Consider the following 13,151-nt stretch of genomic DNA (forward strand, 5'->3'; position numbering starts at 1 on the left):
GCTTTTGATTTCCGACAACCTTGCTGCTTAGAACTTGTAGTTGGCGGTCAGACGGTAGTAACGGCCACGCAGATCGTACTGGGTGAAGTCAAAACCGTTGGACGCGTCCGATGCATCATACGGAGGCGTACGGTTGAACGCGTTCAGAACCGAGAACGACAGACCCAGTTGCTTGGTCACGTCATAGTTGGCGTACACGTCGGTGGTGACCTGACCGGCAACGCGGTCCTGGCCATCGGCACTTTGCTGTTGCCAGCCCGAGGTGTAGTTCAGCTTGACCTTGGTGGTCCACTCGTTCTTGTCCCAACCCAAGGTCAGGCTGCCCTTGGTGCGAGGCAGCGCGCCGTAGCCGTTGTTACCCGCATACTCGACAGCTTCCTCACCCAGTGCTGGCGGCACCTTGTAAGAGATCAGGTAGGTTGCATCCAGTGCGGTCGTGAAGCGGCCGAACTGGGTTGCCTTCGAACGATAGGTCAGGTTCAGGTCCAGACCCTTGGTCTCGACATAAGCCAGGTTCTTGTAGCCGCTGGTAATGAACGAAATGTTCTGGGTGACCGGGTCACGAACGATGAACTTGGAGTAGGCCGGGTTGTTTTCGTTGTTCTCGATGAACTGGAACGAATCGGACGAGACCAAATCCTTCTGACGGATCTTGTACAGATCCAGGCTGGCGTTGAAGTTGGCCGAAGGCTCGATCACGATACCCAGGTTGAAGTTACGGGAATGCTCCGCCTTCAGATCCGGATTACCGGTGTAGACGCCAGCGATGCTGAACGAGCGGTTACGCTGCGACGGGACCGGATGGAAACGGTCAGTCACCGTAGTGAAGAACGTTGCGCTCGATTGCGAGTTCTCAGCCAGCGTCGGAGCGCGGAAGCCCTTACCTGCAGAAGCCCGGAACAGCACCTCCTTGATTGGGGTCCACTTCAGGCCCAGAGCAGGCGAGAATGCCGAACCAAAGTCGCTGTAATCGTCGCCGCGGCCAGCCAGGTTCAATTCCAGGTTCTTGACGATCGGTGCATTCAATTCAAAGAACAGCGCCTTCACGTTGCGCGAACCGGTCGTGGCGGTAGCACCTTGGCCCAGAACCAGGCCTTGGGTCAGGTTGGCATCAGGACGGTCGGCCAGTGTTTCTTTACGATAATCCACACCAAAGGCCGCGCCCAGCATACCCGCCGGCAGTTCCAGCAACTCGCCGGAGATCTTGCCGTCGAAGGTATCCAGCTTGGACTCGGACTCACGTACCACGGTCAGACGCAGCTTGTCAGCCTGGCCGTTGGTATTGGCTGCCGGATTAGCGAAGTTGTAACTGCCATCGGTAATCATCTGCTTCAGGACAACCGCATTGACGCGGTTATAGTTGTCCTGATGGGCCTTGTTCTTGGAGGTCGATGCTGCGGCATCCCAGTTCCAGGTACCGATATCACCCTTCAAACCTGCCAAGGCACGGTAGGAATCGCTCTTGATCTTGGCGCTACGCGGGCCAACATCGAAGAAGGTGTAACCGATCGCGACCGGTGCGGCGTCAGGATTGGAGGGATTGCCCACCGGCAGACGGTAGTCTTCTACGGTCACGCCGCCCGTTGCCGGGTTGTAGTGGATACCGGAGTTGGTAATACCAGCCGGGGTGAAGGTCTGCTTGGTCTCGGTCGAGGACAAGAAGGCCTCGGCATAGCCCTGCAGATTCTCGGCGAAATCGAAGGTGCCGCGGATAAACCCGTTGGCACGCTTGGTTTCAGGCATCACGCTGAGGAAGGACGCCGGGTTCCAGGCACAAGCGGTACCGGTCAGTCCGAAAACGGTGGCATCCATCACCGCGCCAGGGCCGATACACTTGGCAAACGCTTGACGATCGGTACCACGACGGTAGGTACCTGCCGACGTTGCCCAGCCGAACAAACCGCCAGGCTGGTTGCTGAAGTCCTGATCCTTGGTGGAATCACGGTCTGCCAGGGTGATGCCGTCACGCTGGAAGTAGTCGAACGATGCGAGGACGTTGTAGCGATCCTTTGCCAGGTCGCCGATACCACCGGTCACGGCAACGTGGGTTTCGCCCATGTCGTTTTCGCTCGAAATACCATAGCCAGCGGAGACTTCCGCACCTTGGTAATTCTTGCGCAGGATAATGTTCACCACACCGGCGATCGCGTCGGAACCGTACACGGCGGAGGCGCCGTCCTTCAGGATTTCTACGCGTTCAATCGCCGAAGCAGGCAAGCTGTTCAAGTCAAAATAGCTGTCTTGCAGGTTCTGTGCGAAGCCATAGTTGGCGGCACGACGACCGTTCAGCAGGACCAGCGTAGCCTTCTGGCCCAGGCCGCGCAGCGAAACACCGGATGCGCCAGGGGAGAAGGAGTTGCTGAAGACTTCGTTATAGCTGCCGCCGGTGTTGGCGCTGACTGCACGCAGCACCTCGGCCACGGTAGCCTTACCGCTCTGTTCAATTTCCTTACGGGTCACCACCGTAACGGGCGAGGACGTTTCCTTCGATACGCGCTTGATGTTACTGCCCGTAACTTCAATCTTTTGCGTTTCGTTGGCGTCTGCAGCCAGGACCTGCGCGCCAGCGCTGACGCCGATCATCGTGATCGCAAATGCAAGATTCTTGATTTTCACCAGTATTGCTCCCCTAGACAGCTGATATGGATGGCCCAGTGCATTCAGATGGTTAACAAGAGTGCCGTGAGACCCAATGCGTACCCCCTCGATCGGCCCGATGATCAATCAGGCACAATGAGACGACCCGCAAACGATAGCCCATACGTTGCATTGATGTGACGAAGCGATACAAATACGACAAAAAGACGTTGTTACACTGCAACAAGACAATCCAGAGTGACGATTGAAATTAAGAAAATTGTCCTTTTGCATCAATTAATTACATAAAATCACCCATCCGAAATTCAGTCTTGGGAGCAAATAAACAAACTGGTCGGTATTTTATCAGACCTCAACGGACATACTTTTTTACAAATACACTTAAACAATTACACATACCAATCAGTATGTTTTATTTATGTGACGCCTATTTAATAAATTTTAAATGCTGACATTTATTCCGGTAGCTCAATTACAAGGATTATTTAAATATAATTTAAATGTCATTTCAGACAATCGGGCACGAGCAAGCCTCTACTTGATTCTCAGAGAACAATCGGGACCCGCCCGTAATTATCTTTCTTTCGGACCGGGGAAGAGCGGAGCAAAACGAGCCGGCAGCCGCACGCTTCAACGCAACAAGGCAGCAATCTCGTCCATTTCAAAACCTGCCGCATCGACCGTCATGATCTCCCGCATGCTTCTCAGCCAGGTAATCTGTCGCTTCGCCAGTTGCCGGGTCGCATAAATGCCGGTGTCCCGCAAGGTCGGGTAGTCGATACGGCCATCCAGATACTGCCAAGCCTGGCGATAGCCCACGCAACGCATGGACGGCATGTCCGGATCCAGCTCATAGTGGGAGCGCAGGCGTTCCACTTCATCAAGAAAGCCAGCCGCCAGCATCTGCTCGAACCGCAGCGCAATCCGCTCATGCAGCACAGCCCGGTCATCCGGCAGCAAGGCAAGCTTGGTCAATCGGTAGGGCAAAGGCTCGTCGCGCTGCTCCAAGAGCCACTGCGACATCGGCTTGCCCGTTGCCAGCACGATTTCCAGCGCCCGCCCGACACGCTGGCTGTCATTGGGATTCAGTCGCTGCCCGGTTGGCGGGTCAAGCTGCAGGAGCCGGGCATGCATGGCGGGCCAGCCCACGCTCGCTGCGTCCGCCTCCAGTTGCAGACGTATCGCTGGCTCGGCCGACGGTAGCTCATGCAGCCCCTCCTCTAATGCCTTGAAATACAGCATGGTGCCACCCACCAGTAAGGGGATGCGCCCTCGCGCCGTAATGTCAGCCATCAGCGACAGGGCATCATGACGAAAACGCGCGGCCGAGTAACTCTCGGTCGGATCAATGATATCGATCAGATGATGTGGTGCTTCGGCCAGGGTTGCCGCGTCAGGCTTGGCGGTGCCGATGTCCATATCACGGTAGATCAGCGCAGAGTCGACCGAAATCAGCTCCACCGGCAACTGCTTGGACAGCGCCACCGCCAACGCGGTCTTGCCGCTGGCCGTCGGCCCCATCAGGAATATCGCGCGCGGCAAGTCGCTCATCCCGCCCTCCGTGCATAACGCGCGGCCGTGAAACCGACGCCCAGTCCCACCAGCATGGCCGGCACAAAGGCCCACCACCCCAGCGCAGGAATACCGTAACCCAGCGCATAGAAGAACACGACGAACCCCATCAAACCGGTCAAGAAGCCACGCAGCACCAGCAACAAGGCATCACGTCCCGCATTCGCATAAGTAAAGGCGGGAATCACCGACGCGGCAATCGGCGCGCCGGTAAACAAACCAGTCAGGCTGGGTCCGAACAGACCCGACAAGGCGGTCAGGGACAGGACCAGCCCCGCGGCCGCCGCCATGCGGGTCAGTATCTCGACCCGTGGCAGGTGCACAGGCAGGGGTGCCGCCTGCGGTTTGGGCAACCAGCGCACGGCCGCCAGCCACAAGCCGAACAGCGCAGCCAACCCCACGAATACCGAATGCGCCAAGCCGGCAAAATGTAGCAGCACGGCACCCAGTACATAGGCCAGCCAGCCGGACAGTATCGCGAGCGGCCAACGGAACCGCACACTGGCATAACCCACGACCAGCATGTAGCCGATATTGGCCCACACGCCCACCGGCGCCGCCAGCGAGACATCGGCCGCATACAGGCTGCCATGGCTCAACCACAGCGTCAGCACCACCGGCGCGCCCACCAGCGGCAAGCCGCCTAGCAGTCCGGCCACATTCGGCCCCCAGCGCTTCCCAGCCAGGCTGGCCAGGGCAATCATCAAGGGCGCAGCAAACAGCTTGACCAGCAGAGCCAAGCTCATCACTGACCCCGCATGAACATTTTGTCCAGATCGCTCATGCCCAGGTAGAACCAGGTCGGTCGACCATGGTTGCACTGCCCAGATCGTTCGGTCGCCTCCATCTCACGCAGCAGGGCATTCATTTCCGGCAAGGTCAGGCTGCGATTGGCTCGCACCGCACCATGGCAGGCCATGCTCGCCAGCAGTTGGTCCCGCCGCTCGGTTAGCACCCGCGTGGCGCCCACCTCGCGTATATCCGCCAGCACGGTACGTGCCAGCTCTACCGGGTCGGCATCGCGTAGCAGCATCGGTATCGCCCGTACCGCCAACTGGTTGGGACCCATCACCGCCATCTCGAAGCCAATCCGGGCCAGCATCTCGCCATGTTCTTCCACCGTCGCTACGTCAAGCCGGTCAGCAGGGAATGCCAGCGGGATCAACAAGGGCTGGGTCGGCAAGGCATCCTGATCCAGGCTGGTCTTGAGCTTCTCGTACACGACGCGCTCATGCGCAGCATGCATGTCGACCACGATCATCCCGTCACGTGCCTGCGCCAAAACATACACCCCATGTAGTTGCGCCAAGGCAAAGCCCAATGGTGGCAGGTCCTGCTCGGTCGCCGGCAGGTTACGCACCGCCAGGGGCATGGCCGGCGAGGCCGGTGCGGCCATCTGCGCACTGGCGGCCTCCGCGTCCCAAGCCGGTATCTCGGCGCGTGCGCTCTCGCGCAGACCGCCAAACAGGGTCCCGTAGAAGTCAGTCGCCGGCGCCTCGTTGCTGGCCAGCGGCATACGCATCTGTTGGAAACTCGGTGCATAGGCATGGTCCGCTTGCGGCATCGCCACATCAGCCCCAGACGCAGGCACGGCCCCGGCACGGGTCTCCGCCAGGGCCTTGTTCAGGGAATGGAAGAGAAAGCGATGGATGGCCTGGGACTCACGGAACCGCACCTCGGTCTTGGTCGGATGGACATTCACGTCCACCCCCTCCGGGTCCAGTTCAATAAACAAGACATAGAGCGGCTGCCGATCAAGGTGCAGCACATCCTGATAGGCCTGCCGCACGGCGTGCAGCACCACCTTGTCGCGCACAAAACGGCCATTCACGAATACGAACTGTGCGTCACGCCCGGCACGCGACAGGGTAGGCGAGCCGGCAAAACCGCTGATACGCAAGGTCCCAGCCGACTGCTCTATCGTCAGCATGCTATCTGCGAATTCGTTGCCCAGCACGGCTCGCATGCGCTCCGCCGGCATCTCGGCCTTGAGCCGCCATTGCACCTTGCCGTTGTGAGTCAGCGTCAGGGTCAGGTCAGGTCGCGACAGTGCAACCCGCTTGAAGACGTCTTCACAATGCGCGTACTCGGTTGCCGCCGTCTTCAGGAACTTGCGGCGCGCCGGCACGTTGAAATACAGATCCCTCACTTCTACCGTCGTGCCGGATGCCAGGGCGGCTGGCTCCGCCTCGTGGATGGTGCCGTTGTCGGCCTCCACCCGCCACGCGTCGGCCCTGCCGCTGAGGCGGCTGCTCAATAGCAACTGCGAGACCGAAGCGATACTCGCCAGCCCCTCGCCCCGGAAACCGAGACTGCGCACCCGCTGCAAATCCTCAAGGCTGGCAATCTTGCTGGTGGCATGACGGCTGAGCGCCAGCACCAGCTCCTCCCGAGCGATGCCATTACCATCGTCCACCACCCGTATCAGTTTGCTTCCCCCCTCGGCCAGGTCTACGCTGATGGATCTGGCACCGGCATCCAGGCTGTTTTCCAGCAGCTCCTTGAGCGCGGAAGCGGGACGCTCGACCACCTCGCCCGCGGCGATCTGGTTGACGAGATGATCAGGTAGCAAACGGATTCTGGACATGGGCAAGGGTACGACAGGAGCGGTATATCAGTATACCAGTCGACCCGGACCTACCCTGGAGAAGCAGGATGGTGGGGGAAAAACCGCATACCTTCTACGTCATCGATGACGACAGCGTCCTGCGTTCACTGATACGCGGCATCCTCACCGATGCCGGTCTGGTCTTCGCGGGTGCCGCAGCCAACGGCGAAGAAGGCCTGAAAGGCTGCCAGGACAAGCAACCTGACATCGTCCTCCTGGATATCAACCTGCCAGGCTCCAACGGTATCGACATCCTGGCCAGACTGCAGCAGATGAAGGCGCCACCGAGCATCGTGATGGTCAGTGCGGAAGCAACCCTGACCCGGGTGCAATCCGCCATGGCACTGGGAGCGAGCGGCTTTATCGTCAAGCCCTTCACCGCCGCCCGCCTGACCGATACCGTCGAGCGGGCGCTGGCAGCGCCATGAACGGCGAGCCACCCCTGTCACCATAAGAAAAACGGCCATGCGGCCGTTTTTTATCCCTCATCAAGCCAGCTTGTTCCGCGCCAGCGGCGGGTTCTTCGCCAGGTAGCGCCTCAGGCCACTGAGCAGCGCTTCCGCCATCTTGTCCTGATAGCCCTCGTCGGCCAGCTTCTTCTCTTCTTCCGGATTGGAGATGAATGCCGTCTCCACCAGCACCGAGGGAATGTCCGGCGCTTTCAGTACCGCGAATGCCGCCTGCTCCACCTGACCACGATGCAGACGGTTCACTTCACCAATCTCCGACAGCATCGCCTTGCCCAGCTTCACGCTGTCATTGATGGTCGCGGTCTGGGTCAGGTCCAGCAGCGTCTGTGCCAGATGCGGGTCGCGTACATTGATCTTCACGCCGCCGATCAGGTCGGATTCGTTCTGCGTTTGCGCCAGCCACTTGGCCGCTGTGCTGGTCGCGCCTCTCTCGCTCAGCGTGAACACCGACGATCCGCGCGCATCCGGCTTCACGAACGCATCGGCATGGATGGACATGAACAGGTCCGCCCCCACCTTGCGTGCCTTGACCACCCGCTGCCCCAGCGGCACAAAGTAATCATCGTCGCGAGTCAGTACCGCCCGCATATTGGGTTGCTTGTCGATCAGGGCTTTGAGCTTCTTGCCGATTGCCAGCGTCACCGTCTTCTCGTAGGTACCGCCCTTGCCCACCGCGCCGGGGTCCTCACCGCCGTGGCCAGGATCGATCGCCACCGTCACCAGCCGGCTGACATCGAGCTTGTCCTTATCCACCGTCTCCGGTGCCGGCTTGGCAAGTTTTTCCGGCTTTGCGTCCGGCTTCTCCGACTTGCCGGCGGCCGGCGGTCCCTTGCCATCGTCCAGCAGGGCCAACAGCGGATCATCCGGCTTGGCCGGATAAAGATCGATCACCAGCCGATGCTGGTACTCGCCGAACGGCTCCAGCGTAAACACCTGCGGCTTGACCTCGGATTTGAGGTCCAGCACCACTCGTACAGTACCCGGCTTGTAGCGGCCCGCCCGCAATTGCTTCACATACGGGTCCTCGGTACCGATACGACTGGCGATCTCGGACAACTCCTTGCCCCAGTCGGCCCCTTCCAGATCCACTACCAGGCGATCGGGGTCCGGCACCATGAACTGGTTGAACTTGAGCGGCGCCGTGGATTCAAGCGTGATGCGGGTATAGGCCTTGGCCGGCCAGACCCGTACGGCGACCACGGCGCTACCGGCAAAGGCACGTGGCGCAACGCCAAACAACAGCGTCGCCACCGCACCCTGCAGCATCAGGCGGCGGGAGGCGTCGGGGCGAAATCGGTCAAGATGGCGAGACATGCGGCTCCGTGGGTTGTACCGGCAACAAGCGTAAAAGCGCGCCCTTCCGCTTGCGGGAGCAGGCTGATGGTCCAGTCCGGCGCAGGCAGCAAACCTGCCGCCTTGTCCGGCCATTCCACCAGGCAGACGCTATCCGGGTTGAACATATCCCGAAAGCCAGCATCCTCCCATTCAAGCGGGTCGGCAAACCTATATAAATCAAAGTGATGGAAGTATAAGTTAGAAACAACATAAGGTTCAACCAGGGTATAGGTCGGGCTTTTCACCCGCCCAACATGCCCCAGGCCCCGCAGTATGCCTCTAGTCAGCGTGGTCTTGCCCGCGCCGAGGTCCCCTTCGAGATAGACCGTCAGACCGCCACGCATGGCCTGCGACAGCAGCTCACCCATGGCCAGGGTAGCCGCCTCATCAGGCAGGTAGGCACTCAGGGTATGATCTTGGCTATGCATGAGGAGAATCACTCGGCCGTTGAACGGGATTGGACAGCTCTGGCAAGCGACATCAAGCGCTGGGCCAGCGAGCTGGGCTTCGACGCGGCCGTGATCGGCGATGCCAACCTGGGCGATGCAGCCGAACACAACCTGCAGGCCTGGCTCGACGCCGGCCAGCATGGCGAAATGGATTATATGGCGGCCCATGGCATGAAACGAGCCCGCCCCGCCGAGCTGGTGCCCGGTACCCGGCGGGTAATCTCGCTACGCATGAACTACCGCCCGGCGACGGCTCGCGACAGCGAAGCCGTGCTACAGGACGGTAGCGCCGCCTTCATCTCTCGCTACGCTCTGGGGCGCGATTATCACAAGGTATTGCGCAATCGCCTACAGAAACTGGCCGACCGTATCGTTGCCGCCGCAGGCCCGTTTTCCTATCGCGCCTTTGTCGACTCCGCACCGGTCATGGAAGTCGAAGCCGCCACCCAGGCCGGGCTGGGATGGCGCGGCAAACATACCCTGCTGCTGACGCGGGAGCACGGTTCCTTCTTCTTTCTTGGCGAGCTGTTCACCGACTTGCCACTCCCTGTCGACCCACCGTTGCCACAGGAACATTGCGGCCGCTGCCGCAAGTGCATCGACGTCTGCCCCACCGGCGCCATTGTCGCCCCCTATCGGGTGGATGCACGTCGCTGCGTGTCCTATCTCACCATCGAGCTCAAGGGCAGCATTCCCACCGAACTTCGACCTTTGATCGGCAACCGGGTCTATGGCTGCGACGACTGCCAGCTGTTCTGCCCCTGGAACCGCTTTGCCATCGATGCAAACGAGAGCGACTTTGCCGTCCGCAACGGCCTAGACGACGTCAACCTGGTCAGCCTGTTCGGCTGGAGCGAGACCGACTTCCAGACTCGCCTGGCCGGCACCGCCATCTACCGGATCGGCCACGAGCGCTGGCTGCGCAACATCGCCGTCGGCCTCGGTAACGCGCCGACCAGCCCCGACATTATTGCCGCCCTGCAGTCACGCCAGGACGATCCCTCCGGATTGGTACGCGAACATGTCGCCTGGGCCCTGCAACAGCACCGGTCACGGCCGATCAGCAAAGGCTAAGGCCGACGGGCACCGCTATGCTGCAGGCATGACGCTACCGAAGGCCGCCAGGATGACCGCTTCCATCAAGCTGGGCCAGATCGCCCTGCCCGTCCACGATATCGAGCGCGCGACCATCTTCTATCGGGATGTTCTGGGTTTGCCCTTGCTGTTCACCGCACCGCCCGGCCTCGCTTTCTTCGACTGCAGTGGCGTGCGGTTCATGTTGTCCCGACCGGAAGGCGTCACCGGCTGGCCAGCTTCGGTGCTGTACTACCAGGTCGACGACCTCGACACCCACCATGCCCGCATGATTGAGAACGGTGCCAAGGCCAGGGATATGCCGCACAGGGTGGCGCGCCTGCCGGACCATGAGCTCTGGATGGCATTCTTCGAGGACAGCGAAGGCAATACACTGGCACTCATGGAAGCACGCCGCTGACGTAGAATCACGTTCTTCCCACCCAACACCCATCTCGCCATGCCTTCCCCGCTCGCCTCCCGCCCCATCGGGGTTTTCGATTCCGGTATCGGCGGCCTGACCGTCACCCGCGCCCTGATGGAACGCCTGCCGTTCGAGGACATCGTCTACCTTGGCGATACCGCCCGCGTTCCCTATGGCGTCAAGTCGGTCGCGACCATCGAGCAATTCTCGCAACAGATCGTCGACTTCCTGCTGCAACAGGAGGTCAAGCTGCTGGTCATCGCCTGCAACACCATCTCGGCGGTGGCGGCACAGAAAATCCGTAACCGGGTCTCGGTTCCGGTCATCGACGTCATCGAAGCCGGCGCCCGCAATGCCGTTGCTGTAACGCGCAACGGCGCCATCGGCGTCATCGCCACCCCTACCACGGTCAACAGCAACGCCTACGCCCGGGGCGTCCACGCCCTCAATGCCGACGCCCGCGTCTATTCGCAAGCCTGCCCGCTCCTGGTTCCGCTGGTCGAGGAAGGTTGGCTGGATCATCCGGTCACCCGCATGACCGTTCAGGAATACCTCAAGCCGGTCCTGGCCGAAGGCATTGACACCCTGGTCCTGGGCTGCACCCACTACCCGCTGATCAAGCCCTTGCTGGCCGATGAAGTCGGCAATGACATTCGCTTGGTCGACTCGGCCGTCAGCGTCGCCGAACAAGTCGCCGCCACCCTCACCGAACTGGGTCTTGCCAACCCGCAGCGCGGTGAAGCGACCTACCGCTACTACGTCACCGACATCCCGCTACGCTTCCAGACCGTAGGCGAGCGCTTCCTCGGCCGCAGTCTCAAGCATCTGGAGATGGTGCAGTTGTGATCACGGATTTAGGTTTGTGATACAGGCAAGTTTATCTCAGCGCCCGGCTGAGCGAAGTCGTTGCCACCTTTAGGTGGCTTACTACTTCGGCCTCCTCCTTGCGGGGAATGCCGGGCGGTTAGCTGAACGCTTCTATGCTGCACAACTCGAGCGACTCCAAGCAGGGCGGGTCTTCAGCCCCGCACGGACCGCCTTCGTCAGAAGGCGTAAGCTCGAAAGACCGCTACTGCCGAAAACCACCTTGGCGCTAAATAGCTGTTTTACCGCTCAATAGCCCAGTCCCGCCGTCATTCGGTCAAATTACCGCAGCCCCCGGCTTTTTTGCTGTCGCAACGCGGTGCGCTCGGCTACCGTGCTAAAATCTCGCGCTTGTTTTGATTGGATTTTTTGCACCATGACACTCTCCACGCTTACCGCCCTTTCCCCGCTCGACGGCCGCTATCACAAGCAAGTCAATGCATTGCGTGACTGCTTCAGCGAATTTGCGCTGATCAAGTACCGGGTCAAGGTGGAAGTGGAGTGGCTCAAGGCGCTTGCGGCAGAACCTGCCATTGCCGAAGTCCCGGCTTTCTCCAAGAGCACCATCGCCGAGCTCGATGAGGTCGTCGCCCAGTTCTCCGAAGCCCACGCCGAGGAAGTGAAGGCCATCGAAAGCCGCACCAACCACGACGTAAAGGCCATCGAGTACTGGCTCAAGGAACGTTTGTCCGGCAACCCGGAAATCGGCCCGGTCACTGAATTCCTGCACTTCGCCTGCACCTCGGAAGACATCAACAACCTGTCGCACGCGCTGATGCTCAAGGCCGGCCGTGAAGCCATGCTGCCTACGCTGGCTGGCATCATCGACCGCCTCAAGACCCACGCCCACGCCCTGGCCGACAAGCCCATGATGTCGCGTACCCATGGTCAGCCTGCGACGCCCAGCACCATGGGCAAGGAAATGGCCAATATCGCCTACCGCCTGCAGCGGCAGCACCAACGCATTGCCGATGTCGAACTGCTCGGCAAGATCAACGGCGCGGTCGGCAACTACAATGCGCACCTGTCGGCCTACCCGGATGTCGACTGGCCGACCTTCGCACAACGCTTCGTCGAATCCCTGGGCATCAGCTTCAACCCGTACACCATCCAGATCGAGCCGCATGACTACATGAGCGAGCTGTACGACGACTTCGCGCGCGTCAACACCATCCTCATCGACATGAACCGTGACATCTGGGGCTATATCTCCCTGGGCTTCTTCAAGCAGAAGGTCAAGGAAGGCGAAGTCGGCAGCTCGACCATGCCGCACAAGGTCAACCCGATCGACTTCGAAAACTCCGAAGGCAATCTGGGCATGGCCAACGCCCTCCTGACCCACCTGAGCCAGAAGCTGCCCGTGTCGCGCTGGCAGCGCGACCTGACCGACTCCACCGTGCTGCGCAATATGGGCGTCGCCCTCGGCTACACCCTGCTGGGCTACGCCTCCGCCATCAAGGGCCTGGACAAGCTCGAAGCCAATCCGGACGCCATGGCGCGCGATCTCGACGCCAACTGGGAAGTCCTGGCCGAACCCATCCAGACGGTCATGCGTCGTTACGCCGTACCGAACGCTTATGAACAACTGAAGGATCTGACCCGCGGCAAGGCCGGTATCAACCGCGACAGTCTGCACGCCTTCATCAAGACCCTGGCCATCCCCGAGGCGGAAAAGACCCGCCTACTGGAACTGACCCCGGCCAGCTATATCGGTCGCGCCGTCGAGCTGGCCAAGAATATCTGAACCCTGAATCCAA

Annotated in this window: 11 protein-coding genes; 5 read left to right on the forward strand and 6 right to left on the reverse strand. The window is 60.5% G+C overall.

Translation table 11 applies throughout. The features are described from left to right. Positions 1-27: 27 nt before the first annotated feature. The 4 genes from ACYVHK_RS23955 to mutL all read right to left on the reverse strand — a co-directional run bounded on the left by ACYVHK_RS23955 (position 28) and on the right by mutL (position 6,757). On the reverse strand, positions 28-2,616 hold the full coding sequence (locus ACYVHK_RS23955) for a TonB-dependent receptor (protein ID WP_460537457.1): 2,589 nt from the start codon (positions 2,614-2,616) through the stop codon (positions 28-30). A 612-nt stretch (positions 2,617-3,228) separates the two neighbouring features. After that, positions 3,229-4,149 carry a tRNA (adenosine(37)-N6)-dimethylallyltransferase gene (gene miaA / locus ACYVHK_RS23960; RefSeq protein WP_460537459.1) on the reverse strand — a complete coding sequence of 307 codons (921 nt, stop codon included), beginning with the start codon at positions 4,147-4,149 and terminating at the stop codon, positions 3,229-3,231. After that, entirely contained in the window at positions 4,146-4,916 is a 771-nt protein-coding gene (locus tag ACYVHK_RS23965; RefSeq protein WP_460537461.1) for a hypothetical protein, read from the reverse strand. The genes miaA and ACYVHK_RS23965 overlap by 4 nt, the downstream gene beginning before the upstream one ends. Continuing rightward, on the reverse strand, positions 4,916-6,757 hold the full coding sequence (gene mutL, locus ACYVHK_RS23970; RefSeq protein ID WP_460537463.1) for a DNA mismatch repair endonuclease MutL: 1,842 nt from the start codon (positions 6,755-6,757) through the stop codon (positions 4,916-4,918). Before mutL ends, ACYVHK_RS23965 begins: the two co-directional genes overlap by 1 nt. A 68-nt stretch (positions 6,758-6,825) precedes the next feature. Between mutL and ACYVHK_RS23975 the strand changes: the two genes are divergently transcribed. Then, on the forward strand, positions 6,826-7,206 hold the full coding sequence (locus tag ACYVHK_RS23975) for a response regulator (RefSeq protein WP_460537465.1): 381 nt from the start codon (positions 6,826-6,828) through the stop codon (positions 7,204-7,206). 60 nt (positions 7,207-7,266) lie between these two features. Here the strand turns inward: ACYVHK_RS23975 and ACYVHK_RS23980 are convergent, their stop codons facing one another. Further along, complete coding sequence (locus ACYVHK_RS23980) at positions 7,267-8,562, reverse strand: N-acetylmuramoyl-L-alanine amidase (RefSeq protein ID WP_460537467.1); 1,296 nt, start codon at positions 8,560-8,562, stop codon at positions 7,267-7,269. After that, a complete protein-coding gene (gene tsaE, locus ACYVHK_RS23985; protein ID WP_460537469.1) occupies positions 8,514-9,011 on the reverse strand; it encodes a tRNA (adenosine(37)-N6)-threonylcarbamoyltransferase complex ATPase subunit type 1 TsaE in 498 nt (165 codons plus the stop codon). The genes ACYVHK_RS23980 and tsaE overlap by 49 nt, the downstream gene beginning before the upstream one ends. Here tsaE and queG point away from each other — a divergent pair. From queG to purB, 4 genes are all read left to right on the forward strand, one after another. After that, positions 8,994-10,106 (forward strand): tRNA epoxyqueuosine(34) reductase QueG, encoded by a 1,113-nt coding sequence (gene queG / locus ACYVHK_RS23990; RefSeq protein ID WP_460537471.1) that lies wholly within the window; start codon positions 8,994-8,996, stop codon positions 10,104-10,106. The genes tsaE and queG overlap by 18 nt on opposite strands. Before the next feature lie 28 nt (positions 10,107-10,134). Further along, entirely contained in the window at positions 10,135-10,527 is a 393-nt protein-coding gene (locus tag ACYVHK_RS23995) for a VOC family protein (protein WP_460537473.1), read from the forward strand. A gap of 39 nt (positions 10,528-10,566) precedes the next feature. Further along, positions 10,567-11,376 (forward strand): glutamate racemase, encoded by an 810-nt coding sequence (gene murI, locus ACYVHK_RS24000; RefSeq protein WP_460537475.1) that lies wholly within the window; start codon positions 10,567-10,569, stop codon positions 11,374-11,376. 394 nt (positions 11,377-11,770) lie between these two features. After that, the gene (purB, locus tag ACYVHK_RS24005) at positions 11,771-13,138 is read left to right on the forward strand and encodes an adenylosuccinate lyase (protein ID WP_460537477.1); all 1,368 of its coding nucleotides are present in this window, start codon (positions 11,771-11,773) and stop codon (positions 13,136-13,138) included. Positions 13,139-13,151 lie beyond the last annotated feature (13 nt).

It is taken from the genome of Chitinimonas naiadis (genome assembly GCF_054780835.1).

Coding starts and splice junctions, on each gene's coding strand:
- miaA (WP_460537459.1), bottom strand. CDS start 4,149: ATGAGCGACTTGCCGCGCGCGATATTCCTGATGGGGCCGACGGCCAGC.
- ACYVHK_RS23965 (WP_460537461.1), bottom strand. CDS start 4,916: ATGAGCTTGGCTCTGCTGGTCAAGCTGTTTGCTGCGCCCTTGATGATT.
- mutL (WP_460537463.1), bottom strand. CDS start 6,757: ATGTCCAGAATCCGTTTGCTACCTGATCATCTCGTCAACCAGATCGCC.
- ACYVHK_RS23975 (WP_460537465.1), top strand. CDS start 6,826: ATGGTGGGGGAAAAACCGCATACCTTCTACGTCATCGATGACGACAGC.
- ACYVHK_RS23980 (WP_460537467.1), bottom strand. CDS start 8,562: ATGTCTCGCCATCTTGACCGATTTCGCCCCGACGCCTCCCGCCGCCTG.
- queG (WP_460537471.1), top strand. CDS start 8,994: ATGATCTTGGCTATGCATGAGGAGAATCACTCGGCCGTTGAACGGGAT.
- tsaE (WP_460537469.1), bottom strand. CDS start 9,011: ATGCATAGCCAAGATCATACCCTGAGTGCCTACCTGCCTGATGAGGCG.
- ACYVHK_RS23995 (WP_460537473.1), top strand. CDS start 10,135: ATGACGCTACCGAAGGCCGCCAGGATGACCGCTTCCATCAAGCTGGGC.
- murI (WP_460537475.1), top strand. CDS start 10,567: ATGCCTTCCCCGCTCGCCTCCCGCCCCATCGGGGTTTTCGATTCCGGT.
- purB (WP_460537477.1), top strand. CDS start 11,771: ATGACACTCTCCACGCTTACCGCCCTTTCCCCGCTCGACGGCCGCTAT.